This window comes from Streptomyces taklimakanensis (assembly GCF_009709575.1).
In the GTDB taxonomy this organism is placed as follows: domain Bacteria; phylum Actinomycetota; class Actinomycetes; order Streptomycetales; family Streptomycetaceae; genus Streptomyces; species Streptomyces taklimakanensis.
This window is the reverse complement of sequence record NZ_WIXO01000001.1, coordinates 861,781-887,460: the sequence shown is the minus strand read 5'-3', so window position 1 is coordinate 887,460 and position 25,680 is coordinate 861,781. Positions and strand designations below refer to the sequence as shown.

Below are 25,680 nucleotides of genomic sequence, written 5' to 3'. Positions count from 1 at the left end.
GTGTCGGCGGTGGCCGGTAGGCTCGTAAGTACGATGACCGAGGACATGTCCCCTGCGGAGCGCTACGCGGCCGCCCGGCTCCGGGCCGCCGAGGAAGCAAGCGCTCTGACACCCTTCCGCGAGATGTACGACTTCGAGCTGGACGCGTTCCAGATCGAGGCGTGCAAGGCACTGGAGGCCGGGAAGGGCGTGCTGGTCGCCGCGCCCACCGGCTCCGGCAAGACGATCGTGGGCGAGTTCGCCGTCCACCTGGCCCTGGAACAGGGCCGCAAGTGTTTCTACACCACTCCCATCAAGGCGCTGTCCAACCAGAAGTACAACGACCTGGTCAAGCGCTACGGTGCGGAGCGGGTCGGCCTGCTGACCGGCGACAACAGCATCAACTCCGGTGCGCCGGTGGTCGTGATGACCACCGAGGTGCTGCGGAACATGCTCTACGCCGGCTCCCAGGCGCTGGACGGCCTCGGCTACGTGGTGATGGACGAGGTCCACTACCTCTCCGACCGCTTCCGCGGCGCCGTCTGGGAGGAGGTCATCATCCACCTCCCCGACTCGGTGACCCTGGTGTCGCTCTCCGCGACCGTCTCCAACGCCGAGGAGTTCGGCGACTGGCTGGACACCGTCCGCGGTGACACCGAGGTGATCGTCTCCGAGCACCGGCCCGTGCCGCTGTGGCAGCACGTGCTGGCCGGGCGCCGGATGTACGACCTCTTCGAGGAGAAGGGCGGGCGGCGCGAGGTCAACCCCGACCTGGTGCGCATGGCGCAGCTGGAGAACAGTCGGCTGCCCGGCTTCCGCGACCGCCGCCGCGGCAAGCCGATGCGCGAGGCCGACCGCGAGCGGGAGCGACGCCGGCGCAGCCGGATCTGGACGCCCAGCCGTCCCGAGGTGATCGCCCAGTTGGACTCCCAGGGCCTGCTGCCCGCCATCACCTTCATCTTCAGCCGTGCCGGCTGTGAGGCGGCCGTCCAGCAGTGCCTGTTCGCCGGGCTCCGCCTCAACGACGCGGCGCAGCGGACGCGGGTGCGCGAGATCGTGGAGGAGCGCACCGCCTCCATCCCCGACGAGGACCTCCACGTGCTGGGCTACTTCGAGTGGCTGGAGGGGCTGGAGAGGGGCATCGCCGCCCACCACGCGGGCATGTTGCCCACCTTCAAGGAGGTCGTGGAGGAGCTGTTCGTCCGCGGCCTGGTCAAGGCCGTCTTCGCCACCGAGACCCTGGCGCTGGGCATCAACATGCCCGCCCGCTCGGTGGTGCTGGAGAAGCTCGTCAAGTGGAACGGCGAGCAGCACGTCGACATCACCCCCGGCGAGTACACCCAGCTCACCGGGCGCGCCGGGCGGCGCGGCATCGACGTCGAGGGCCACGCGGTGGTGCTGTGGCAGCGCGGCATGGACCCGGGTGCCCTGGCCGGGCTGGCCGGTACCCGCACCTACCCGCTGCGCTCCTCCTTCCGGCCCTCGTACAACATGGCCGTCAACCTGGTCTCGCAGTTCGGGCGGCACCGCTCGCGTGAACTGTTGGAGACCTCCTTCGCCCAGTTCCAGGCCGACCGCGCGGTCGTCGGCATCTCCCGGAAGGTGCAGCGCAACGAGGAGGGCCTGGCCGGCTACCGCGAGGCCATGACCTGCCACCTGGGCGACTTCGACGAGTACGCGAGGCTGCGGCGGGAGCTGAAGGACCGGGAGAACGAGCTCGCCCGGCAGGGCGCCGTCCAGCGCCGCGCGGCGGCCGCCGACGCCCTGGAGAAGCTCCGGCCCGGTGACGTGATCCACGTCCCCACCGGCAAGTTCGCCGGACTGGCACTGGTGCTGGACCCGGGGGTCCCCGCCGGGCGCAGCCACGGCGACCGCGGCTGGGACCACCACGACGGACCGCGCCCGCTGGTGCTGACCGCCGGACGTCAGGTCAAGCGACTGGCCTCGGTGGACTTCCCCGTGCCGGTCGAGCCGCTGGAGCGCATGCGGATCCCCAAGTCCTTCAATCCGCGCAGCCCGCAGTCCCGTCGTGACCTGGCCTCCGCGCTGCGCACCAGGGCCGGGCACCACGAGCCGACCCGCGGCCGCCGCAGGCAGCGTTCGGAGGCGGCCGACGACGCCGAGATCGCACGGCTGCGCAAGGCGATCCGCGCCCACCCCTGTCACGGGTGCGACGAACGCGAGGCCCACGCCCGCTGGGCCGAGCGCTACCACCGCCTCAGGCGCGACACCCGGCAGTTGGAGCGCCGCATCGAGGGCCGCACCAACACCATCGCCCGCACCTTCGACCGGGTCTACGCCCTCCTGTCGGACCTGGGCTACCTGCGTGGCGACGAGGTGACCGAGGACGGTCGGCGGCTGGCCCGGCTCTACGGAGAACTGGACCTGCTGGCGAGCGAGTGCCTGCGCGAGGGCGTCTGGGAGGGGCTGTCCCCGACGGAGCTGGCCGCCTGTGCCTCGGCCCTGGTCTACGAGGCCCGCTCCGCCGACGACGCGCTGCCGCCCACCCTGCCCGGGGGCGGGGCCAAGCACGCCCTGGGCGAGATGGTCCGCATCTGGGGCCGGCTGGACGCCCTGGAGGAGGAGCACCGCATCAACCAGGCCGAGGGTGTGGGCCAGCGCGAGCCGGACCTCGGCTTCGCCTGGGCCGCCTACCGCTGGGCGGAGGGCGACGGCCTGGACGCGGTGCTGCGGGAGGCCGAGATGCCCGCCGGTGACTTCGTGCGCTGGTGCAAGCAACTCGTCGACGTGCTCGGCCAGATCGCCGCGGCCGCCCCCGAGGGCGGCACGGTGGCGCGCAACGCCCGCAAGGCGTCCGAGAAGGTGCTGCGCGGCGTGGTGGCCTACAGCTCCGTCGGCTGACGGCCCCGCCGCGGCCTTCGGCGGAAACGGCGAGTCCCGGCCCGGTTGCGCGGCGCATGCCGCGCGGCCGGGCCGGGGTCTGTTCAGCCGGGCGTCACCGGCCGGGCACACGCGGGTCGCTCGGCCCCGGCAGTATTCCGTCGAGTTCCATCGAGTTCCGTCGCGTCCTGCCGTTGCCGTGTCCCGTTCCGTCGGGCTCCGGGGCTCCCCGCGTCCTCGCGCTCCGCCGTCCCGGCGGGACTCGCCCTCGTCCCACCGGAGGTCGATGTGCGCACCCCGAACAGAGCCCGGCTCCGCCGCTGGGGCTCCGCCGCGACCGCGCTCGCCGCCGTCGCGGCGCTGTCCTCGGCGGCCCAGGCCCGTCCCGACGACCCGACCGGGCGCCTGAGGCTCAACCACATCCAGGTGATGGCCACTCACAACAGCTACCACCGCGAAGTGTCCTTCGCGGAACAGAAGCTGATGGAGCGGCACGACCCCGACTTCGCGAACCTGCTGTACAGCCACGCCTCGTTGCCCGTGCAGTTCGCCGAACAACGCGTCCGCGGCATCGAGCTGGACGTCTTCCCCGATCCCGACGGCGGCCTGTACGCCGATCCCCTGATCCGCCGCGCCGCCGGGCTGCCCGCTCCCACCGACCCCGCCTGGCGCGAACCCGGCGCCAAGGTGCTGCACTGGGCCGACTTCGACCACGAGACCGGCTGCGTCACCCTGCGCAGGTGCCTCACCCAGGTCAGGGACTGGTCGCGGCGCAACCCCGGCCACGTCACCGTGCCGATCCTGCTGGAGCTCAAGAGCACGGACCCGCGCCTGGAGGAGATGGGCGGGGCGAAGAGCCCACCGTGGGACACCGCGGCGCTCGACGCGCTGGACGCGGAGATCCGCGCCGTCTTCGGCGAGGAGGAGGTCATCACCCCCGACGACGTCCGCCGCCGGGGCGAGACGCTGGAGCGGTCCGTCCTCCGCCACGGCTGGCCCACCCTGGCGGCGGCCCGCGGCACGGTGATGTTCCTGATGGACAACGGGGACGGACCGGTCCAGGACGCCTACCGGGCCGAGGGCCGCGAGAGCCTCCAGGGGCGGGTGCTGTTCACCGACTCGCGCCCCGGCCGCCCGGACGCCGCCTTCGTGAAGTGGAACGACCCCACCGGGGAGAACCGGGCGGTCATCGCGGACCTGGTGGAGCGCGGCTACTTCGTCCGCACCCGAGCCGACGTGCCGCTGGAGGAGGCGGCCTCGGGGGACACCTCCCGGCTGCGGGCCGCGCTGGGATCGGGGGCCCAGATGGTGAGCACCGACTTCCCCGTCCCCGGCATGGCGGCGCGGTACGGCTCCGACTACACCGCGCGGCTGCCGGAGGGGACCGCCGTCCGCTGCAACCCGGTCAGCGCGCCGCGGGGCTGCCGGACGGGGCGGCTGGAGCGCTGAGCCGGGCGGCTCTCCGGCCCTACCGGGCGGCGCCCTCCTGCTCCGCCTCCACCCGCGCGTTCCACTCCCGCTTCGACGCCTGCCAGCCGTCCTCGTCCTGGCCCAGGCGCCAGTAGCCGGAGATCGACAGCCGCTCGCGCGGCACCTTCCGCTCGGTGCGCAGGTGGCGGCGGAGCTCCTTCACCCAGCCCGCCTCGCCGTGGACGAACGCCTGCACCTCGCCGGGCGGGAAGTCCAGCGCGCGCACCGCCTCGACCAGCCGGTCCCCGACCCGCGCGGCGCCGCGGTGCAGCCACCGCAGCTCGGCGTTCGGGGGCAGGGCCAGAACCTGCTCCTCCTCCGCTCCGGAGACCTCGACGAAGGCGCGCACCGGTGCCCCGTCGGGGACGGCCTCCAGGGAGGCGGCCACGGCCGGCAGCGCGCTCTCGTCGCCCACCATCAGATGCCAGTCGGCGTCGGGGGAGGGGCGGTAGCCACCGCCCGGCCCCAGGAAGAGGATCTCCTCGCCGGGCTCGACGCGCGTCGCCCAGGGGCCGGCCAGGCCCTCGTCGCCGTGGACGACGAAGTCCAGCGTCAGCTCGCACGTCCGCGGATCCCAGCGGCGCACGGTGTAGGTGCGGGTGACCGGCCACTGGTCGCGCGGGAGGTTCTCTCGGACGACGGCCATGTCGAACGGCTCGGGGTAGCGCACGCCCTCGACCGGGAACAGCAGTTTGACGTAGTGGTCGGTGTACGCGCCCGCCGGGAAGTCCGCGAGGCCCTCGCCGCCGAGCACCACACGGATCATCCGCGGGCTCAACCGTTCCCTGCGGACCACCCGGGCACGGTTCGTACGCGGTGTACGGCGGTTCGGACGTTCTGCCACGGGAACTCCCTCGGAGCGTTGGTTAGGCATGCCTAACCAACCTAGCATCCGGTGTGCCGGAACGTCCCGGAATCACTCGGCCAGAGCGTCCAGCAACCGCCGCAGGGAACCGCCCAACCCCCACCGCTCGGCCAGCTCCCCCAGCTCCCGGGCGTGCGAGGGTTCGGCCGGGAGCGCCGGATCCACCGCGGGCAGAGGCACGTCGTCCGCGACCCGCACCACCTTCGGCGCCACGGCCAGGTACTCCCGCGCCGCCTCCAGCTTCCTGCGCTGGGCGGGGGTCAGGGCGGAGGACGGGTCGTCGACCGCGGCCAGGACGCCGGCCGCGTCCCCGTGGGCCTCCAGCAGTCGGGCCGCCGTCTTCTCGCCGACGCCCGGAACGCCCGGCAGGCCGTCGCTCGGGTCGCCGCGCAGCAGCGCCAGGTCCGCGTACGCCGATCCGCTCGCCACGCCGTACTTCTCGCGCAGCGCCGCCTCGTCCACGACCGAGGGATCGCCCATGCCCCTGACCGGGTAGAGCACCCGCACCCCGCGCGCGTCGTCGACGAGCTGGAACAGGTCGCGGTCGCCGGTGACGACGTCCACGGGACCGGCCGCGCGGCGGGCGAGGGTGCCGATGACGTCGTCGGCCTCGTAGCCGTCCGCACCGAGGCGGGCGATGCCGACCGCGTCCAGCACCTCCTCGATGACCGGGATCTGCGGGGAGAGGGTGTCGGGCACCTCCTCCGCGTCCGGGCCGGCGGCGGACCCCTCGGCCACCCGGTGCGCCTTGTAGGAGGGGATCAGCTCCACCCGCCAGGCGGGCCGCCAGTCGTTGTCCATACAGGCGACGAGGTCGTCCGGACGGTGGTCGCGCACCAGCCGGGCGATGAAGTCCAGCAGGCCGCGCACCGCGTTGACCGGGGTGCCGTCGGGGGCCTTCACCGACTCCGGGACCCCGAAGTAGGCGCGGTAGTACAGGGAGGCGGTGTCGAGGAGCATCAGGCGTCGCGTGGTCACGCCCCGATCATGCCGCACGGCACCGACAGCCGGGCGCCGCACCGACCCCTAGACTGTCGACATGGCGACCGACCACCACTACGAACTCGTCCTGAACTGGACCGGGAACCTCGGTCACGGGACCGGTGACTACCGTGCCTACAGTCGGAACCACGAGATCCTGGCCGACGGCAGGCCGCCCCTGCCCGGCTCCGCCGACCCCGCCTTCCGCGGCGACCCGGACCGCTGGAACCCGGAGGAACTGCTGGTCTCCTCGCTCTCCCAGTGCCACATGCTCTGGTACCTGCACCTGTGCGCGGCCGGGGGAGTGGTGGTCACCGACTACACCGACCGGCCCGTCGGCACGATGACGACGGACGCCACGGGCGGCGGTCGGTTCACCGAGGTGGTGCTGCGGCCGGAGGTGTCCGTCACCGAGGAGTCGATGCGGGAGAAGGCCGTGGCCCTGCACGGCGAGGTCGGGACGGTGTGCTTCATCGCCCGTTCCGTGAACTTCCCCGTGCGGCACGAGCCGACGGTGACGGTGGGAACGGCGGCACGATGAGGGGCGTCCGCGCCGTCCCCCGGGTGGTCTCGCTCGTCCCGTCGCTGACCGAGGCCGTCGCCGCCACCGCGCCGGACGCGCTGGTCGGGGCCACCGACTGGTGCACCCACCCGGCCGGACTGGACGTCGTCCGTGTGCGGGGCACCAAGAACCCCGACCTGGAGCGGATCGCGGCCCTCGCCCCCGACCTCGTCGTCGCCAACGAGGAGGAGAACCGTCCGGCCGACCTCGCCGCCCTGCGGGACGCCGGGATCGAGGTGCTGGTCACCGAGGTCCGCACGCTCCCGCAGGCGTTCACCGAGCTGGACCGGGTGCTCACCGATGGCTGCGGACTGCCCCGGCCCGCCTGGCTGGACCGGGCCGAGGCCGCCTGGCGGGACGTGCGCCCCGTCGTCGACGTCGCGGCCGTGGTGCCCGTCTGGCGGCGGCCGTGGATGGTGCTGGGCCGGGACACCTTCGCGGGGGACGTCCTGGCCCGTCTGGGAGCGCGCAACGCCTACGCGGACCACGCCGAGCGCTACCCGCGCGTCACCGTCGAGGAGCTGAACGAGCCCGGGCGCGCCGATCTCGTCGTCCTCCCCGACGAGCCCTACCGCTTCACCGCCGACGACGGGCCCGAGGCCTTCCCCCTGCGGCCCGCTGCCCTCGTCGACGGACGACACCTGACCTGGTACGGTCCCTCGTTGGTCGAGGCGCCCACGGTGCTCGGCGCGGCGCTCACCGCCGCGCTCGACACCACCGCTCCGCCACGCTGACCAGGGCGCGCGTCACCCGCGCGGCCGCCCCGGCGGCCACCTTCGGACACCACCGGGCCACACCGCCGCGACTCGGCCGGGCACCGCGTGCCCCGGGCCGGGAGCGGTCCGGGGCGCACGGCTGCCACCGAGCGCTGGTTGCCGCTACTGTGCACGGGGTGAGCATGACGACACCGCCCGGCTGGTACCCGGATCCCGGGCACACGGGCCCCGGTCCGGTACCGGAGCGCTGGTGGGACGGTTCCGCCTGGACCGAGCACACCCGGGCCCCCTCCACCGTCCCCGGCGTCGCGTACGGAGCGTACGACCCCCGCGCGGGAGGAGCCTTCTCCCCCGGCCCCGGCCCCGTCCCCGGCCCCGCTCACGCCCACGAACCGCGGGAGGGGAACCGGTCGCCGCGCGGCCCGCTGGTGGCCGCCGTCATAGCCGTCGCGGTCGTGGTGAGCGCGCTGATGGCCGGTGGGCTCCTGCTGCTCGGCGGCTTTGACGGCGGAGACCGGACGCGCCCCGAGGCGGGCGACGGGGCGAGCCGGACCCCCGGCGGAGACGGGAAGGGACCCGGCGGCACCCCCGAGGAGGAGCGGCCCGACGACACCCCCGGCACCGCCACCGACCGGGCCAACGGCGTCAGCGTGCCCGTCCTGGAGGGGTGGACCGAGACCGAGACGGACCGGGGCGTCTGGCTGGCCACCGGCTCCTACCCCTGTCCCGGTGAGCCCTCCCTGACCTGCGTCCGGGGCGGAGTCTCCCTGCGCGCCGCCGAGCGGCCGCCGGGATCGGACGTGAAGGAGGCGGCCGAGGAGGACATCGCCCGCAACGCCGAGGAGTCCTACGACACCAAGGGGTACGGCGGGGTGCGGAGCCACCGGGTGGTCTCCGCCGGAGAGGTCACCGTCGCGGGGCGGCAGGGTTACCGCGTCCGCTGGAGGATCGTCAACGAGATGAAGCCCGACGCGTACGTGGAGTCCGTGGTCTTCCCCGCCCCCGACGACAGCGGCCGACTGCTGGTGCTGCGCCTGGGCTTCGACATCCACGCGGAGGCCCCGGACGTCGGCGACATGGACCGCATCGTCTCGGGCGTCCGCGCCGCCCGGGGGCCGGGCCTGGCGGTCTGACGGCCCGCCGGCCCCCACACGGGCCGGGAGGACGCCAAAGGACGCCAAAGGACGCCAGAGGACGTCGGAGGATGCCGGGGGCGTCGGGGGCGTCAGAGAAAGGCGCGTCCCTCGCCGCGGTACGTCGGCACCACCGCCGTCACCCGGTCGCCCTCGACCAGGTGCAGCGCGTCGAAACGCTCGCACAGCTCACCGGCCTTGGCGTGTCGGAACCACACCCTGTCCCCGATCGACAGGTCGTCCGCGGGTGTTCCCAGCAGCGGCGTCTGCACCTCGCCCGGCCCCTCGGCGGGGTCGTAGCGCAGCCCGGCCGGCAGGTACGGCACCGGCAACCGGTCCCGCCCGGCCGGACCGGAGGCCGGATAGCCGCCGCCGAGCACCGTCACCACGCCCACCCCCGGGCGGCGCACCACCGGCTGGGCGAACAGCGCCGCCGGGCGACCGGAGAAGGAGGTGTAGTGGTCGAACAGCCGCGGCATCAGCAGGCCCGACCCCGCGGCGACCTCGGTGACCGCCTCCTCGGCGACGGTGTGCTGCACGCTGCCGGTGCCGCCGCCGTTGACGAACGCCAGCTCCGGCTCGATCGCGCGCACCGCCCGGACCGCCGCCGCGCGCCGCTCGGCCAGCTCGCGCCGCGCGGCCGACTGCATCAGCCGCACCGCCCGGGACCGCAGCGGACGGCCGGGGGGCGCGTCGCCCACACCCGCGACGTGCCCCTCGTACGCCATCAGCCCCACCAGCCGGAAGCCGGGGCGGCGCACCACCGAGCGGGCCAGCTCGGCCAGTTGGGCGGGGGAGTGCAGCGGGGAGCGGCGGGCGCCGATCCGCACCCGACCGCCGAACAGCCACAGGGAGGCGTCCAGTTCCAGGCAGACCCGGATCTCCTCCCGCCCGCCGTCGCGCGACGCGTCGATCAGCGCCAGCTGCGCCGGGTCGTCCACCATCACCGTCACGGCCGCGGCCAGCTTCGGGTCGCGGGCCAGTTCGGCGTACCCGGCCCGGTCCACCGAGGGGTAGGCGAGCAGGACGTCGTCGACACCGGAGCGGGCCAGCCACAGCGACTCGGCGAGGGTGAAGCCCATGACCCCGGCGAAACCGTCCCGTGCCAGGACGCGCTCCAACAGGGCGCGGCACCGCACCGACTTGCTCGCGACCCGCACCGGCTTGCCGCCCGCGCGGCGCACCAGATCGGCGGCGTTGGCGTCGAACGCCTCCAGGTCGACGATCGCGAGCGGCGCGTCGAGATGGGCGGTGGCCCGGTCGTAGCGGATCCGGTCGGCCGAGGGGGAGGCGGTCGCGTCGAACACGCCGGCAGCATGCCAGAGCGGGACCGCTCTCCGACAGACCCCGTGCCCGGTGCCGTGCCCGGCGCCGTGCCCGGTCCGCCCCCGGGCCGGCGCCTCCGCGTCCGCCCGGGACACGGGTTGTCGTGATCGTGTCGGAGCACCGTAAAGTGACGCGCACACCACCGTCCGGCGCCGGCCGGCGGTGTGATGTCCATTCGAACCGGCCTGCCCCGAGAGGGAGTCGACGGGGTGGCACAGAACGCGAGGGGGTACCGGTGAGCACTGAGGCCGACCCGGCCCGGACTCCGCTCCCGCCCGTCGTACCGCCGCGGTCCGTTCCACGGCCGCGGCCGTGGGTCCCGCGCACCGCCACCGGTGCGCCTCCCATACCGACGGGGCCGCCCCCGGGGCCCCCGCCTCCCGCCCCCCGGGCGCAGCTGCCCCCCGAGATCCCGCCCCTCCCCGGGGCCCCGTCCGCTCCGGGGGGCCCGGGGGCGACCGTCCCGACGGGGACGGGTGGGGGCGGGGCGAGGGGGCGGAGCGGAGGGCCGTTCCGCACGGCCGCCGCGACCGTCTGTCTCGTCCTCGGTTTCGGGCTGCTCGGCGGCGCGGCCGCCGGCACCTGGCTCACCGACGGCTCCGACGGCCGCCCGGGAGTGAGCTACGCCCAGGCGCGTTCGCTGTGGCACGAGATACCCGTCGACACCCTCTTCCCCCGCACCCTCCAGGGGACGGGAGCCGGACCGGGCGGGGCCGACCGGCGGTGGATCCGGGTCGGGGTGGCTCCCGACGACGACTGCACGGGCGCCTTCGACCCCCCGCTGGCCGAGGCGCTCGCTCCGGTCGGCTGCGCCCGCCTGCTGCGCGCCACGTACGTGGACGAGACCAGCAGCAGCGCCACCACGGTCGGCCTGTTGTTCACCGAGGCCGACGAGGCGGGCATGCGCGCCCTGCGGGAGCGGTTCGACCGCGAGGGCCTCCACCGACGGGCCGACCTGATGCCCCGGCCGTACGCCGTGCGCGGCACCGCGGCGGCCCGCTTCGGCGACGCCCAGCGCGCGAGTTGGACGATACGGCCGCTCACCGACGTCCCCGTGGTGGTCTACGCCGTCTCGGGCTTCGCCGACGGGCGCGCCGCCGGCGAACCGCAGGCGGCGGACGAGGCCGTCGTCGAGGGACAGACCACCGCACCCGCGCAGGCGGGCCTCGGCCACGACGCCCGCGGCATCGCCGACCGTGTCGAACGCGGCCTGCGCCGTGTCGCCGCCGAGGGAGCCGAACAGGACCGATGAACGCCACGGACCTCCCCACCCCGGAGCGCCTCCCCACCCCGGAGCGCCTCCCCGCCGACCGCCGCGCCGAGGACCGCGCCCCGCGCCCCCGTCCGCCCCGCTCCTGCCGTCGCCCCGGACGGTCGGCGGTCGTCCGGTTCCTGGCCGCCGTGCTGGCCGCGCTCTCGGTGCTCTGCGCGCACACCGCCGGCGCGCCGCCCGCGCACGCCGAGGACGTGCGGGACCGCCAGTGGGGCCTGGACGCGGTGAGCGCCCGGGACGCCTGGAACACCACCAGGGGCGAGGGCATCACCGTCGCGGTGCTCGACACCGGCGTCGACGCCGACCACCCCGACCTGCGGGGCCGGGTGCTGGAGGGCAGGGACCTCGTCGGCTTCGGAGCCGGCCCCGGCGACCGCCACTGGGCCCGACACGGCACCGCCATGGCCGGGATCATCGCCGGGCGCGGCCACGGTCCCGGGGACGGCCTGGGCGTCCTCGGCGTCGCTCCCGAGGCGCGGATCCTGCCGGTGCGCGTACTGCTGGAGGACGGCGACCCCCAGCGGAAGAAGGCCCGCGAGGAGCGCGGCGGCGCCCTGGCCGAGGGCATCCGCTGGGCCGCCGACAACGGCGCCGACGTCATCAACCTCTCACTCGGCGACGACAGCGCCTCCGCCCACCCGGACCCGGCCGAGGACGCCGCCGTGCGCTACGCGCTGGACAAGGGCGCCGTGGTGGTCGCCTCCGCGGGCAACGGAGGGGAGGACGGCGACCGGGTCTCCTACCCCGCGGCCTACCCCGGGGTGATCGCCGTGACGGCCGTGGGCCGCGACGGGAACCGCGCCCCCTTCTCCACCCGCCGCTGGTACGCCACCGTCAGCGCCCCCGGCGACGACGTGATCATCACCTACCCCGACCGCGAGTACTACGAGGGCTGGGGGACCAGCGCGGCCGCCGCCTTCGTCTCCGGCTGCGTGGCCCTGGTCCGGGCCGCCCACCCCGACCTCGGTCCGGCCCAGGTCAAGGAGTTGATCGCGCGGACCGCCCGTGACACCCCGCCCGGCGGACGCAGCGACGAGCTGGGCACCGGCATCGTGAACCCGGCGGCGGCCATCGAGCTGGGCGCGAACGTCGAGCCGCGCGGGCAGCGGCCCGTGGCCGAGCCGTACCCCGAGGAGTACTTCGGGTCGGGGCCGGCCCCCGAGCCCGGCGGTGGTCTGGTGGCCCCCGTCGCCGCCGTGGCGGGGCTGCTGCTGGTGCTCTGCGCCGCGCTCCTCTTCCGCGGCACCCGGCCGTTCCGACGGTCCGGGGGGCCGGGCGTCGGATGAGGACGGATACCCTCGACGCGTGGTGCTCAAGAACATCCCCGATCCCGGTTTCGCAGGCGACGACGGGGCCGCCGACCCCGCCCTGACCGCGGCGCTGGAAGCCTGGTCGCAGGACCGCTCGGCCGAACCGGAGGTGCTGGCCGCGCTGGCGAGGGCCCGGCTGCTGGTGCCGGTGGTGGCCGTCCTGGGGGAGGCGGAGGAGGACGAGCGGGGGCTGCGCCGCGAGAAGACCAGCGACATGGCGGTGCCCACGCTCAACGCCCCCGGCGGACGGCGGGCGCTGCCCGCCTTCACCTCCACCGACAGCCTCGCCCGTTGGCGGCCGGACGCCCGCCCGGTCGCCGTGCCCCTGCGCCAGGCCCTCGAAGCGGCCGCGCAGGAGGGCGCCGACACTCTCGTGGTGGACCTCGCCGGGCCGGTGACCTACCAACTGACCGGCTCCGCCCTGCGCGCGCTCGCCGGGGGCCGCACCGAGCCGGCCGATCCGCTGCGGGACCCGGAGGTCACCGAGGCGCTGCGCTCGGTGCTCGCCGCCGAGCCGGCCGTGTGGGCCGCGCGCCTGGGCCCCGGCCGGGACACCGACGGAACGCTGGCGCTGCGCCTGGACCCGGCGGCGCCGCCGCGCGAGACGGCCGGACGGGTCGTGGCCGCCCTCGCGGCGGACGAGACGCTGCGCGCCCGACTGGTGCGCGGCCTGGACCTGGCCCTGCTGCCCCCCGAGGGCCCGCTGCCGGGCAGCCCCCTGTACGACCGGGGCGGCGCCCCCGGCGGTCGGGGCTGAGCCCCGTCGGGGGCGCGGCGGAGCCCGGCCGGGGACCGGGCCTCAGCCGAAGACCGGCCCGGTGAACTTCTCGCCCGGCCCCTGGCCCGGCTCGTCCGGCACCACCGACGCCTCCCGGAAGGCGAGCTGGAGCGACTTCAGCCCGTCGCGCAGCGGTCCCGCGTGGTAGGAGCCGATCTCGCCGGCGGCGGCGGTGACCAGCCCGGCCAGGGAATGGATCAGCTTGCGGGCCTCGTCCAGGTCCTTGTGCTCGTCGCCGCCCTCGGCCAGCCCGAGGTGGACGGCGGCCGAGCTCATCAGGTGCACCGCGACGGTGGTGATCACCTCGACCGCGGGCACGTCCGCGATGTCACGGGTCATGGTCTCGAAGTCGGCCGATCCCTCGCTCCCCGAGGGGCCGGGGGAGGACGGGGAGGAGGGGGGAGGGGTGCCGTTGGTGTCGCTCATCGTCGTTCTTCGCTTCCTGCTGGACGGTGCGCTCCAGCCTAGGTCCCGCCCCGCCCCCGGCGCGTACCGCCCCGGTCGGGTACCGCCCTCGGGGAGGGACTTTCCCGGAACCCTGCTATGCTGGGAAATCGACCGGCCGGCCACGTTCCCTCCCCGAGGGCGCGTTCCGGCCCGCAAGTGGAGGCTCCGAAGCTCCCACCCGACCGGCCCCCGGCCGGCGGGTCAACGGTCAGGCTGCGCCCCGCGGTGTTTCGCGGCGGTGCTCCCGGTCAGCGAGGAGCCCCGCCTGCGTTCCGTCCGGGGCGTTTTCGCGTCTTGGTCCGGTGGTCAACCCATACGTCATCGTGCGCGGCTGTCCGCCAGACATCCGCGTGGCGCAACCGAGGAGGCCCCATCAGCGCCGAGCCCCGCATCAACGACCGGATCCGCGTCCCCGAGGTGCGACTCGTCGGTCCCAGTGGCGAGCAGGTCGGCATCGTGCCGCTCGCCAAGGCCCTGGAGCTTGCCCAGGAGTACGACCTCGACCTGGTCGAGGTCGCGGCGAACGCCCGTCCGCCGGTGTGCAAGCTCATGGACTACGGGAAGTTCAAGTACGAGTCGGCCATGAAGGCCCGTGAGGCGCGCAAGAACCAGGCGCACACGGTCATCAAGGAGATGAAGCTCCGGCCGAAGATCGATCCGCACGACTACGACACCAAGAAGGGTCACGTCGTCCGGTTCCTCAAGCAGGGGGACAAGGTCAAGATCACGATCATGTTCCGCGGTCGCGAGCAGTCCCGCCCCGAGCTGGGCTACCGGCTGCTCCAGCGGCTCGCCGACGACGTCCAGGACCTGGGTTTCGTGGAGTCGAACCCCAAGCAGGACGGCCGGAACATGATCATGGTCCTCGGCCCTCACAAGAAGAAGACCGAGGCGATGGCCGAGGCCCGAGAGGCGCAGGCCGCCCGCAAGGCCGGCCGCCAGCCGCAGGGGAGCGAAGCCAGCGAGGCCCCTGCCCAGCAGCGCGCCGAGGCGTGATCCGGGGGCCGGGAGGACCGGCCACCGGGCCGCGGCGGGACCCTCGGGGTCCCGGACAGCAACCGAAACAGCCGGCGCCACCACCCGCCGACCACAGGGACGGCGCGGTCGGTGGTGCCATCGACGAGGAGAGAACGGCGACATGCCGAAGAACAAGACGCACAGTGGTGCGAGCAAGCGCTTCAAGATCACCGGCTCCGGCAAGGTGATGCGCCAGCGCGCCGGTCGCCGCCACTACCTCGAGCACAAGCCGTCCACGCTGACGCGCCGCCTCGCCGGCACGACCGAGATGGCTCCGGCCGACGCCAAGAAGGTCAAGAAGCTTCTCGGCAAGTGAGCCGTGCCGCCGGCCGGTCCCAGGACCGGTCGGGCGCGGACACCGACGACCGGGACCCCATCGAACCTTCGGGTCGGCGGCGGCGCCGTGACACGGCAGCCGGACCACTACGCCGGCCCCGCGACAAGGAGTAACTCACGTGGCACGCGTCAAGCGGGCGGTCAACGCCCACAAGAAGCGCCGGGCGATCCTCGAGCAGGCCAGCGGTTACCGCGGTCAGCGCTCCCGCCTGTACCGCAAGGCGAAGGAGCAGGTCACCCACTCCCTCGTCTACAACTACAACGACCGTAAGCGCCGCAAGGGCGACTTCCGTCAGCTGTGGATCCAGCGGATCAACGCCGCCGCCCGTGCGAACGGCATGACCTACAACCGCTTCATCCAGGGCCTGAAGGCCGCCGAGATCGAGGTGGACCGCAAGATCCTGGCCGACCTCGCGGTCAACGACCCGAACGCGTTCGCCGCGTTGGTCGAGGTGGCACAGAAGGCGCTGCCGAGCGACGTCAACGCCCCGAAGGCCGCCTGAGACGCCGCCCGACGGCACCCGACCGTCCGACGACGGTGAGTGTGGCGCATCCGGACCCGCGGGCTCGAAGGCCCGCGGGTCCGGCCCTTCCCACCGCCGTCTCCGGCCCCGGACGCCCGCTCGCGACCGGAGACCGGCCGAGACCAGCCAGAGAAGCGAGAACGCCGCACCATGGCCGCCGCCCCGGAACTGACCTCCCCGCGCTCCCCGCGCGTCACCGCCGTCCGGCGGCTGGCCCGTCGCAACACCCGCGGCAAGGAGCGCCGCTTCCTCGCCGAGGGGCCCCAGGCCGTACGCGAGGCGGTCGGCCACCGCGGCGCGGACGGGCCCACGCTCACCGAGCTGTTCACCACCCCGGAGGCCGCCGAGCGGCACGCCGACATCGTCGCGGCCGCCCGTGACGCCGGAGCCCGGGTCCGCACCGCCACCGACGAGGTGATCGCGGAACTCTCCCAGACCGTCACCCCCCAGGGACTGGTGGGCGTCTGTCGCTTCCTGGACCTGCCCTTCGAGCGGATACTGGCCGCCCGCCCGCGGCTGGTCGCCGTCCTGGCCCACGTCCGCGACCCCGGCAACGCCGGGACGGTGCTGCGCTGCGCGGACGCCGCCGGCGCCGACGCGGTGGTGCTCACCGACGCCTCGGTGGACCTGTACAACCCCAAGGCCGTGCGCGCCTCCGTGGGCAGCATCTTCCACCTTCCCGTCGCCGTCGGAGTCTCCGCCGAGCGGGCCGTGGCCGAGCTGCGCGAGGCCGGGGTGCGGGTGCTGGCGGCCGACGGCGCGGGCGAGCGCGACCTGGACGCCGAGCTGGACGCCGGCCGCATGGGCGACCCCACCGCCTGGGTCTTCGGCAACGAGGCGTGGGGACTGCCCGAGGAGACCCGCGCGCTCGCCGACGCGGTGGTGCGCGTCCCCATCCACGGACGGGCGGAGAGCCTGAACCTCGCCACCGCCGCCGCGGTGTGCCTCTACGCGTCCGCCCGTGCGCAGCGTGCTGCCGGAGGGTGCCGCTCCGTGACGACGGGCTAGTAGGGTGGCGTGCCCGGACCCGAAGGGGGTGAGCGGGAGTGGACGTGACGAGCCCGGGTGAACGGGGCGGTGGTGGGTCTTCCGGCCCCGGCACCACCACGCCGGCCTCGCGCGGCTTCGGGGCGCCCGTTCCGCAGGTGCGCCCCGACGACCTGCCCGACGGCCTGGTCGTCGCCGACGCCCGCGGCCTGGTCGTCTGCTTCAACGCCGCCGCCGCCCGCATCACCGCCACGCCCCCCGGGGAGGCCCTGGGCCGCCCCGTCGAGCAGGTGCTGCCCCTGGAGGACCTGAAGGGGCGCCGCTGGTGGCAGGTCACCGACCCCTACGGCGGCCTGGCCATCCGGACCGGGCAGCCCGAGCGCAACCTCTTACTGCCCGGAGGCCGGGAGGTCCTGGTCTCCGCCCGCTACGTCCGCGCCCACCGCACCGGCCCCGTGCGGCGGCTGGTGGTCACCCTGCGCGGCACCGAGGCCCGGCGGCGCACCGAGCGCAGCCACGCCGAGCTGATCGCCACCGTCGCCCACGAGCTGCGCTCCCCGTTGACCTCCGTCAAGGGCTTCACCGCGACCCTGCTCGCCAAGTGGGAGAGGTTCACCGACGACCAGAAGCGGCTGATGCTGGAGACGGTGGACGCCGACGCCGACCGCGTCACCCGGCTCATCGCCGAACTGCTGGACATCTCCCGCATCGACTCCGGGCGCCTGGAGATCCGCCGCCGGCCCGTGGACCTGGTCGCCGCCGTGGACCGGCACGTACGCGCGCACATCGCCGCCGGCCGGCCCGAGGGCCGCTTCGTCCGCCGGATCGCCGGACCGCTGCCGAAGCTGTGGGCCGACCCCGACAAGATCGACCAGGTGCTCGGCAACCTGCTGGAAAACGCCGTGCGCCACGGCGCGGGAACCGTCACCATAGAAGTGGCACCGGCACGGACGAAGAGCGGCGACGAAGGAACGGCGGTCACGGTGAGCGACGAGGGCCCCGGCATCCCCGAGGAGTCGATGAGCCGCGTCTTCACCCGCTTCTGGCGCGGCAGCAAGCGCGGCGGCACCGGCCTGGGCCTGTACATCGTCAAGGGCATCGTCGAGGCCCACGGCGGAACGATCACGGTCGGCCGCTCGCCCGCCGGCGGCGCCGAGTTCCGATTTATCCTGCCTGTGGGGATCCCGGCCTTCCTGGCCTGAGCCGGAGACCACCGGACCCCACGGGCTCCACCGAGTCGGTGGCGATCTTCCACGCCCCGTAGACTCGGCATCCGGCACCTTCCGGCGGCCCCGGGAACGGCTCCGCCTCGGCGAGGTGTCGAAGCGCCGGAGCGGGGCGATCAGCCACCCGAAACCACGGGCCAACCGAGAAGCACGGGAAGAGATGTCGGCACCCAACAAGTCGTACGACCCTGTCGAGGTCGAGGCACTGAAACCGGAAGAGATCGACCGGGCACGGGACGCGGCTCTCGCCGCGATCGCCGAGGCCGGCGATCTGGAGGCGCTGCGCGAGGTGAAGGCCGCCCACGCCGGCGACCGCTCTCCCCTGGCGCTGGCCAACCGCGAGATCGGCGCCCTGCCGCCGCAGGCCAGGGCCGAGGCGGGCAAACGCGTCGGCCAGGCCCGCGGGGCGGTGGGCCAGGCGCTCAGGAAACGCCAGGAGGAGCTGGAGGCCGAGCGCGACGAGCGCGTACTGGTCGAGGAGGCGGTGGATGTCACCCTGCCCCACGACCGCACCCCCGTCGGCGCGCGACACCCGTTGACCACCCTGTCCGAGCGCATCGCGGACGTCTTCGTCGCGATGGGCTACGAGATCGCCGAAGGGCCCGAGGCCGAGGCCGAGTGGTTCAACTTCGACGCCCTCAACATCGCCCCGGACCACCCCGCCCGCACCATGCAGGACACTTTCTTCCTCCAGAGGGGAGAGCGGGAGGGCAAGACACCCGAGGGCGCCGGGGACGAGCCCGGGGCGGTGCTGCGCACCCACACCTCGCCGGTGCAGATCCGCTCCCTGCTGGAACGCGACCTGCCGGTGTACGTGGTCTGCCCGGGGCGCGTCTACCGCACCGACGAGCTGGACGCCACCCACACCCCCGTCTTCCACCAGGTCGAGCTGCTCGCCGTGGACGAGGGCCTGACGATGGCCGACCTCAAGGGCACCATCGACCACATGGTCCGCTCCCTGTTCGGCGAGGGTCTGGGCACCCGGCTGCGCCCGTCGTACTTCCCGTTCACCGAACCGTCCGCCGAGATGGACATGGTGTGCTTCGCCTGCCGCGGTGCCTCCGTCGGCGACCCCGACCGCCCCTGCCGGACCTGTTCCTCCGAGGGCTGGATCGAGCTGGGCGGCTGCGGCATGGTCAATCCGCGGGTGCTGACCGCCTGCGGGGTGGACCCGGAGCGCTACAGCGGCTTCGCCTTCGGGTTCGGTATCGAGCGGATGTTGATGTTCCGCCACAACGTCGAGGACATGCGAGACATGGTCGAAGGTGACGTCCGGTTCACCCGGCCGTTCGGGATGGAGATCTGATGCGGGCCCCGCTTTCGTGGCTGCGGGAGTACGTCGACCTGCCGGCCGGTGAGACCGGCCGCGACGTCGCGGCGAGGCTGATCGCCGCCGGGCTGGAGGTCGAGACCGTCGAGCGGCTCGGCGCCGGGCTGAAAGGCCCGCTCGTCGTCGGACAGGTGCTGGCGATCGAGGAGCTGACCGGTTTCAAGAAGCCGATCCGCTACTGCCAGGTCGACGTCGGCGACGCCAACGGCACCGGCGAACCGCAGAACATCGTCTGCGGCGCGACCAACTTCGCCGTCGGCGACAAGGTCGTGGTGATCCTCCCCGGCGGCGTGCTGCCCGGGGACTTCCGGATCGGCGCCCGCAAGACCTACGGCAAACTCTCGGAGGGCATGATCTGCTCGGCCAGTGAGCTGGGCATGAGCGACGACCACGAGGGCATCATCGTGCTCCCGCCGGAGCACGAGGTGGGCGCCGACGCCATCGAGCTGCTGGAACTGGTGGACGAGGTCCTCGACATCGCCGTCACCCCCGACCGCGGCTACTGCCTGTCCATGCGCGGCATCGCCCGCGAGACGGCGATCGCCTACGGTCTGCCGCTGCGTGACCCGGCGTTGCTGGACGTCCCGGTCCCCAACGACTTCGGCCACCCGGTGCGGGTCGAGGACCGGCTCGGCTGTGACCGCTTCACCGCGCGCACCGTCACCGGGGTGCGTCCCGACGCGCGCTCCCCGATCTGGCTCCAGCGGCGGCTGCAGAAGGCCGGAATGCGCCCGATCTCGCTGGCCGTGGACATCACCAACTACGTGATGCTCGAACTCGGCCAGCCCCTGCACGCCTACGACCGCTCCCGCGTCAACGGGGCGATCGGCGTGCGCCGGGCCCGGCCGGGCGAGAAGCTCACCACCCTCGACGGCACCAAGCGCGAGCTGCACCCCGAGGACCTGGTCATCACCGACGACGACGGGCCGATCGGTCTGGCCGGGGTGATGGGCGGCGCCGACACCGAGATCGCCGACGCCCAGGGCACCGCGGGCACCACCGAGATCGTGGTCGAGGCCGCGCACTTCGACCCGGTGGCCATCGCCCGCTCCTCCCGCCGGCACAAGCTCTCCTCCGAGGCGTCGAGGCGTTTCGAGCGCGGCGTGGACCCGCAGGCCACCTCCGCCGCGGCCCAGCGCACCGTCGACCTGCTGGTGCTGCTGGCGGGCGGCACCGCCGAGGCGGGCGTCACCGAGATCGTCTCGCCCAGCGGCCCGCACACCGTCAAGATGCGCGCCGACCATCCGGACAGGGTCGCGGGCACCACCTACGGCCGCGAGACCGTCGCGCGCCGTCTCCAGCAGGTGGGGTGCGACGTGTACGGCACCGACGAGCTGACGGTGACGGTGCCCTCGTGGCGACCCGACCTGACCGACCCCAACGACCTGGCCGAGGAGGTCATCCGGCTGGAGGGCTACGAGAACCTGCCCGCCACCCTGCCGCGGCTGCCCTCGGGCCGCGGGCTGACCGAGCGGCAGCGGCTGCACCGTCGGGTCGGCCGCGCGCTGGCCGGGGCGGGCTACGTCGAGGCGCCGAACTACCCGTTCGTCGGTGACGCCGCCTTCGACCGGCTCGGCCTGGAGCCGGGCGATCCCCGCCGCCGCACCGTGCGGCTGGCCAACCCGATCTCGGACGAGGAGCCGGCGCTGCGCACCATGCTGCTGCCGGGCCTGCTCGCCGCCCTGCGCCGCAACGACGGCAGGGGCTCCCAGGACGGTCGGGGAGGGCTCGCGCTGTTCGAGACGGGCCTGGTCTTCCTGCCCACCGGCGAGGAGACCCCCGCCGTACGGCTGCCGGTCGACCGCCGCCCGACGGGCGAGGAACTCGCCTCCCTCGACGCCGCGCTGCCGAGGCAGCCGCGCCGGGTCGCGGCCGTCCTGGCCGGGGCGCGTGAGCAGGACGGCTGGTGGGGCAAGGGCCACCCGGCGACCTGGGCCGACGCGGTCGAGGCGGCCCGCACGGTCGCCCGCGAGGCCGGCGTCGAACTCACCGTGACGGCCGACCGGTACGCTCCCTGGCACCCGGGCCGCTGCGCGGCGCTCCACGCCGTGGTCGACGGCGAGCACACGCTCCTCGGACACGCCGGCGAGCTCCACCCCCGCGTGGTCAAGGCGATGCACCTGCCCGCCCGTACCTGTGCGATGGAGCTCGACCTCGACCTGCTGGAGCGTGCCTCCTCGGGCGTCCCGCAGGCCCCGCGCGTGTCCGCCTTCCCGGTGGCCACCCAGGACGTGGCGCTGGTGGTGGACGGCTCCGTCCCGGCCGCCGAGGTCGAGGCGGCGCTGCGCGAGGGCGCGGGCGAGCTGCTGGAGTCGCTGCGGCTGTTCGACGTCTTCACCGGCGAGCAGCTCGGGGAGGGGAAGAAGTCCCTGGCCTACGCCCTGCGCTTCCGCGCCCCCGACCGCACCCTGACCGCCGACGAGGCCACCGCCGCGCGCGAGGCGGCCGTGGCGGCGGCGGTCGAGCGCACGGGCGCGGTGCTGCGCGGCGCGTGAGGCGCCGAGCGCCTCGGCACCCGACGCACGACGGACGGTGGGGCGCCCCCTCGGGGGCGCCCCACCGTCCGTCGTTCCCGCCCGCCGCCGTGGCCGCCGGCCGGTTCGGCGGCTGCGGCGGGTGTCTCAGTAGGTGTAGAAGCCCGCGCCGGTCTTGCGGCCCAGCCGCCCGGCGTCGACCATCCGCTGGAGCAGCGGCGGGGCGGCGTACAGCGGCTCCTTGTACTCCTCGTACATCGAGTGGGCGACCGAGGCGACGGTGTCCAGGCCGATGAGGTCGGCGAGCCGCAGGGGGCCCATGGGGTGGGCGCAGCCCAGTTCCATGCCGTTGTCGATGTCCTCGCGGCCGGCGATGCCCGACTCGAACATCCGGATCGCGGAGAGCAGGTACGGGATCAGCAGCGCGTTGACCACGAAGCCCGAGCGGTCCTGTGCCCGGATGGCGTGCTTGCCGAGCACCTTGGCGACCACGCCCTCGGCCCGGGCGATGGTGTCGTCGGAGGTGGTCAGCGCGGGAATCAGCTCCACCAGCTTCTGCACCGGCGCCGGGTTGAAGAAGTGGATGCCGATCACCCGGTCCGGGCGCGCGGTGGCCACGGCCAGCTTCACCAGCGGGATGGAAGAGGTGTTCGAGGCCAGGATCGCGTCCTGCCGGGTCACCACCTGATCGAGGATCTGGAAGATCTCGGTCTTGATCTGCTCGTTCTCCACGACCGCCTCGATCACCAGATCGCGGTCGGCGAACTCACCGAGGTCGGTGGTGAAGGAGAGCCGCTCCAGGGTGGTGTCCCGGTCGGCCTCGCTGATCTTGCCACGTGCGATGGCCCTGTCCAGGGAGGTCACCAGCCGGGTACGGCCTATCTCCAGGGCCTCGCCGGTGGTCTCGGCGACCATGACGTCCAGACCGGCCCGGGCGCAGACCTCGGCGATGCCCGAGCCCATCTGGCCGCAACCCACCACTCCGACGCGTTCGATGTCGGTCACATCGTGCCTTTCGCTGGTTCTCTGGTCGACGGCACCGCCCCCGTACGGTTCCGGCTACGGCGCCTCGCGGACCGACGTTACCCCGACGCGGTGGGGAAGAGGTCGGTCGGGGCCGCACGGCCCCGACCGACCGGCGGCGGGAGGGACGGTTTCGCGGTCCGGCGGCTCCGCGTCCCGCACCTCCCGCCGCCCGTTCGGATCACTCGACGGCGCAGGCGGCGCCGTTGACCGCGAAGGTCTCCGGGACGCGGTTGGCACCCGTCCAGGAGCCGGTGAAGCCGAAGGCCGCCGAGGCGCCCGGCTCCAGTTTCGCGTTCCAGCCGACCGAGGAGGCCGTCACCGTGCCGCCGCGTTGGGTGAACGTGGCGTTCCACATCTGGCTCACCCGCTGGCCGTCCTCGAAGGACCACTCCACCGTCCAGCCGTCGACGGCTTCGGTGCCGGTGTTCCGCACGGCGACGTCCGCCTGGAAGCCGCCCTGCCACTGGCCGGTGACCTCGTAGGCGACGGCGCACTCCGCGGTGCCCGGCTCCTCCGGCTCCTCGGGCTCCTCGGGCTCCTCGGGGTCGGTCGGGTCGGTCGTCCCGGCGGTGTCGCCGTAGAGGACGCCCCGACCGTTGGTGCCGACGTACACCCGGCCGTACACCCGCGGGTCACCGGTGATCGCCGCGCCGGTCCAGCCCCACTGGTGGGCGTCGTCGTTGATCCGCACCCAGCTTCCGCCGGCGTCGTCGGAGCGGTAGATGCCCCGTACCCCGTCGATCTTCGCGCTGGTGTAGAGGGCGGGGTGGTCGGCACCGGGAGCGGCCTTGCCGAAGCCGATGGTGTCGGCCTCGTCGACACCGTCGAGTCGGGCGAAGCTCTTCCCACCGTCGGTGGAGCGCCACAGCCCGTAGGTGTCGCCACTGCCGCCGGCGAGCCAGACGTGGCCCTTCTTGCCGGGCACCGCCTGGAAGCGGACGCTGTCGCCGGTGGGCAGCCCGCCGGCGCCGGTGGCGGTGAAGGTGGCGCCGCCGTCGGTGCTCACGTGGAAGGCGCCGTCGGCGAATCCGTAGAACGTGTCGGGGTCGACGCGGTCGGCTTCGACCCGCGCGCCCGCGGGGATGCCCCGCGAGGCCGTCCAGGAGCTTCCGTAACCGGTGGTGTGGTGGACGCCGGCGCCCTCGGGGCTCCAGACGAAGCCGCTCGCGTCGGCCGCCGCGGCCACGGTGCCGCCGCCGGTCACCCCCGACGGTTGGCTGCTGCCGGCGAACCAGTTGGCCCCGTTGTCGGTGGAGAAGGCGATGTTCTGCCCGGTCTCGCTGCTGCCGACCCGGACGACCGTGTCCGGGGCCTTCCCGGCGTAGTCCAGGCTGCTGACGTTGCCCATGTACGGGGACTGGTACATCACTTCCGGGACCCGGTCGAGGTCCGTGTGCCGGAATCCGCCGATGTCGAGGAGGCCGCTGAGCAGCGGGGCCCCGGAGGGCGGGCTGATCAGGTCGTTGACCGCCGTCTCCTCCAGGCCCTCGACCATGGGCGTGATGGTGAAGTTCTCGTCGCGGTCCCAGGCGGTCAGTTCCTCGGTGCCGTAGACGGTGGCGCCGGTGCCGTACATCATCCGGTCGGAGTCGAACGGGTCGATCTCCAGCGACTCGGTCATCCAGCCCAGCTTCGGCGCGGACTCCGGTGGTGAGGGGTTGTTGCCGAAGGTCAGCCACGGAACGGAGGAGACGTCCATGGTGAAGCGGTCGACGCGGTTGGGGTAGGCGCCGTACTCCCACGCCCGCGTCCAGGTCTCGCCGCGGTCGGTGCTGCGGAAGATCTGGGTGTCCGGCCACCAGGAGCTGTAGCCGGTGACCATGATCGTCTCCGGGTCCTGGCGGTCGATGGTCAGTCCGCTGTAGCCGAAGTAGGTGTCGGCCTCGGACATCGGGCTGATGTCCGTCCACGCGCCGCTGTCGGTGTCGTGGCGCCACACCCGACCCGTGGAGCCGTCATAGGGGCCCCCGGTGTCGGACGTGGCGATGTAGAGCAGGCCGTTCTCGGCGTCCAGCACGCCCTTGTGGGGGAGGTGACCGGTGGGTTGGCCGGGGACGGCCTCCCAGGTGGCGCCGCCGTCGGTGGAGCGGTAGATCGACTCCTCCTTGTCGGCGACGCCGACGTAGATCGTCTGCGTCCGGCTGCCGGCGTTGCCGGTGCGCTCGTCGAAGGTGACCCAGACGACGCCGACCTCGTCGGTCAGGTAGCTGTTGTCGCTGTCGGGGTCGGGGACGTAGGTGCCGGGGTTGGGGAAGGAGGCGACCTCCGACCAGGTGGCGCCCGAGTCGGTGCTGCGCCACAAGCCGTGGCCGCTGGGGGCGCCCAGATACAGGACGCGGTTGTCGTTGGGGTCGATGGCGAGGCGCTCGCCCATGCCCCGCCCTGGCATGTTCCCGCCAAGCTTGAAGGGTAATTCGGTGGTCTTCCAGGTGGCCCCGCGGTCCGTCGAACGCATGATCGCGCCGTTGTTCGGGTCCCAGTCGTTGGTGTAGTTGCCGACGGCCACGTAGACCCGGTCCGGGTCGACCGGGTCGGTGGCCAGAGAGGCCACGCCCGTGTGGCCCCACTTGTCCCAGCCGACCGAGTCCAGCAGCGGGATCCACTCCCGGTCCGCCTGGTCCCAGCGGTAGGCGCCGCCGATGTCGGTGCGGGCGTACACCAGGTTCTTCTCGGACCGGTTGAAGACGATGCCGGGGACGAAGCCGCCGCCGTCGATCCGGACGTTCTTCCAGGTGTAGCTGTCGGCCGAGACCTCGACCCGCGCGTCGGCGGTCTCGGGGTCGGCCGCGGCGGTGGTCGCGGAGGCGGTGAGCAGACCGCCTGTCAGGGCCAACGCCGCCAGGGCGGCGCCGGCCGTTCGTCTTCTGCGCACGGACACGTCCTCTCCGGGCAAGACCGCCACGGGGGCGGTACGGGGATACGGGGTGAACCAGTGAGTGGGAGCGCTCCCAGATGTGCGTGGTGCGGATGCTAGTTGTCGAACGGTGTTCGCATAAGGGGTTGCGCCAGGGGTGTCGAGGCGCGGAGCAAGCGCTTGTTGTCCGTGGCTCGGAGTTGCCCGGTGGTTACACACCGCTCA

21 protein-coding genes are annotated in these 25,680 nt (G+C 73.9%); 15 read left to right on the top strand and 6 right to left on the bottom strand.

From position 1 onward, the window contains the following. The first annotated feature begins 33 nt into the window (after positions 1 to 33). Positions 34 to 2,841, top strand: coding sequence for a DEAD/DEAH box helicase (locus F0L17_RS03930; protein WP_155069977.1), 2,808 nt, complete (start codon positions 34 to 36; stop codon positions 2,839 to 2,841). 267 nt (positions 2,842 to 3,108) lie between these two features. Then, complete coding sequence (locus F0L17_RS03925) at positions 3,109 to 4,269, top strand: Ca2+-dependent phosphoinositide-specific phospholipase C (protein ID WP_162465758.1); 1,161 nt, start codon at positions 3,109 to 3,111, stop codon at positions 4,267 to 4,269. Between the two features lie 19 nt (positions 4,270 to 4,288). Here F0L17_RS03925 and F0L17_RS03920 read toward each other — a convergent pair whose 3' ends face one another. Together F0L17_RS03920 and F0L17_RS03915 are read right to left on the bottom strand one after the other, a co-directional pair. Beyond that, complete coding sequence (locus F0L17_RS03920; protein ID WP_162465757.1) at positions 4,289 to 5,134, bottom strand: SIP domain-containing protein; 846 nt, start codon at positions 5,132 to 5,134, stop codon at positions 4,289 to 4,291. A 72-nt stretch (positions 5,135 to 5,206) separates the two neighbouring features. Then, positions 5,207 to 6,115: a 5'-3' exonuclease gene (locus F0L17_RS03915; RefSeq protein WP_155073109.1), complete on the bottom strand. Its 909-nt coding sequence runs from the start codon at positions 6,113 to 6,115 to the stop codon at positions 5,207 to 5,209. A 79-nt stretch (positions 6,116 to 6,194) separates the two neighbouring features. On the opposite strand from F0L17_RS03915, the gene F0L17_RS03910 reads away from it, so the two are divergent. The 3 genes from F0L17_RS03910 (at position 6,195) to F0L17_RS03900 (ending at position 8,547) form a co-directional block, all read left to right on the top strand. Further along, a complete protein-coding gene (locus F0L17_RS03910) occupies positions 6,195 to 6,677 on the top strand; it encodes an OsmC family protein (RefSeq protein ID WP_155069975.1) in 483 nt (160 codons plus the stop codon). Next, positions 6,674 to 7,432, top strand: a complete 759-nt coding sequence (locus F0L17_RS03905) for a helical backbone metal receptor (RefSeq protein WP_155069974.1) — start codon at positions 6,674 to 6,676, stop codon at positions 7,430 to 7,432. The genes F0L17_RS03910 and F0L17_RS03905 overlap by 4 nt, the downstream gene beginning before the upstream one ends. 164 nt (positions 7,433 to 7,596) lie before the next feature. Then, entirely contained in the window at positions 7,597 to 8,547 is a 951-nt protein-coding gene (locus F0L17_RS03900; RefSeq protein WP_238420116.1) for a DUF2510 domain-containing protein, read from the top strand. 92 nt (positions 8,548 to 8,639) lie between these two features. Here the strand turns inward: F0L17_RS03900 and F0L17_RS03895 are convergent, their stop codons facing one another. Further along, complete coding sequence (locus tag F0L17_RS03895) at positions 8,640 to 9,854, bottom strand: alanine racemase (protein ID WP_162465756.1); 1,215 nt, start codon at positions 9,852 to 9,854, stop codon at positions 8,640 to 8,642. Positions 9,855 to 10,489: 635 nt separating this feature from the next. Here F0L17_RS03895 and F0L17_RS03890 point away from each other — a divergent pair. Genes F0L17_RS03890 through F0L17_RS03880 form a run of 3 tightly spaced genes read left to right on the top strand, consistent with a single transcriptional unit; the run spans position 10,490 to position 13,213 of the window. Continuing rightward, on the top strand, positions 10,490 to 11,125 hold the full coding sequence (locus F0L17_RS03890; RefSeq protein ID WP_155069972.1) for a hypothetical protein: 636 nt from the start codon (positions 10,490 to 10,492) through the stop codon (positions 11,123 to 11,125). Beyond that, positions 11,122 to 12,432, top strand: a complete 1,311-nt coding sequence (mycP, locus tag F0L17_RS03885; RefSeq protein ID WP_155069971.1) for a type VII secretion-associated serine protease mycosin — start codon at positions 11,122 to 11,124, stop codon at positions 12,430 to 12,432. The genes F0L17_RS03890 and mycP overlap by 4 nt, the downstream gene beginning before the upstream one ends. Positions 12,433 to 12,451: 19 nt before the next feature. Then, positions 12,452 to 13,213 (top strand): SseB family protein, encoded by a 762-nt coding sequence (locus tag F0L17_RS03880; protein WP_162465755.1) that lies wholly within the window; start codon positions 12,452 to 12,454, stop codon positions 13,211 to 13,213. A 42-nt stretch (positions 13,214 to 13,255) separates the two neighbouring features. Here F0L17_RS03880 and F0L17_RS03875 read toward each other — a convergent pair whose 3' ends face one another. After that, positions 13,256 to 13,660, bottom strand: a complete 405-nt coding sequence (locus F0L17_RS03875; RefSeq protein ID WP_155069970.1) for a DUF1844 domain-containing protein — start codon at positions 13,658 to 13,660, stop codon at positions 13,256 to 13,258. A gap of 315 nt (positions 13,661 to 13,975) precedes the next feature. Between F0L17_RS03875 and infC the strand changes: the two genes are divergently transcribed. The 7 genes from infC (at position 13,976) to pheT (ending at position 21,596) form a co-directional block, all read left to right on the top strand. Then, entirely contained in the window at positions 13,976 to 14,677 is a 702-nt protein-coding gene (infC, locus tag F0L17_RS03870; RefSeq protein ID WP_155069969.1) for a translation initiation factor IF-3, read from the top strand. Between the two features lie 142 nt (positions 14,678 to 14,819). Next, positions 14,820 to 15,014, top strand: coding sequence for a 50S ribosomal protein L35 (gene rpmI / locus F0L17_RS03865; protein WP_155069968.1), 195 nt, complete (start codon positions 14,820 to 14,822; stop codon positions 15,012 to 15,014). A gap of 139 nt (positions 15,015 to 15,153) precedes the next feature. Continuing rightward, positions 15,154 to 15,537, top strand: a complete 384-nt coding sequence (gene rplT, locus F0L17_RS03860; RefSeq protein WP_162465754.1) for a 50S ribosomal protein L20 — start codon at positions 15,154 to 15,156, stop codon at positions 15,535 to 15,537. 171 nt (positions 15,538 to 15,708) lie between these two features. Beyond that, positions 15,709 to 16,566 (top strand): TrmH family RNA methyltransferase, encoded by an 858-nt coding sequence (locus F0L17_RS03855; RefSeq protein WP_155069967.1) that lies wholly within the window; start codon positions 15,709 to 15,711, stop codon positions 16,564 to 16,566. Between the two features lie 44 nt (positions 16,567 to 16,610). Beyond that, entirely contained in the window at positions 16,611 to 17,747 is a 1,137-nt protein-coding gene (locus F0L17_RS03850) for a sensor histidine kinase (RefSeq protein ID WP_162465753.1), read from the top strand. Between the two features lie 184 nt (positions 17,748 to 17,931). Further along, positions 17,932 to 19,077: a phenylalanine--tRNA ligase subunit alpha gene (pheS, locus tag F0L17_RS03845; RefSeq protein WP_155069966.1), complete on the top strand. Its 1,146-nt coding sequence runs from the start codon at positions 17,932 to 17,934 to the stop codon at positions 19,075 to 19,077. Further along, positions 19,077 to 21,596: a phenylalanine--tRNA ligase subunit beta gene (pheT, locus tag F0L17_RS03840; protein ID WP_155069965.1), complete on the top strand. Its 2,520-nt coding sequence runs from the start codon at positions 19,077 to 19,079 to the stop codon at positions 21,594 to 21,596. Before pheS ends, pheT begins: the two co-directional genes overlap by 1 nt. A gap of 126 nt (positions 21,597 to 21,722) precedes the next feature. On the opposite strand, the gene F0L17_RS03835 is transcribed toward pheT, so the two are convergent. Beyond that, positions 21,723 to 22,580 carry a 3-hydroxybutyryl-CoA dehydrogenase gene (locus tag F0L17_RS03835; RefSeq protein ID WP_162465752.1) on the bottom strand — a complete coding sequence of 286 codons (858 nt, stop codon included), beginning with the start codon at positions 22,578 to 22,580 and terminating at the stop codon, positions 21,723 to 21,725. 199 nt (positions 22,581 to 22,779) lie between these two features. Beyond that, entirely contained in the window at positions 22,780 to 25,473 is a 2,694-nt protein-coding gene (locus F0L17_RS03830; protein WP_338017939.1) for a cellulose binding domain-containing protein, read from the bottom strand. Positions 25,474 to 25,680 lie beyond the last annotated feature (207 nt).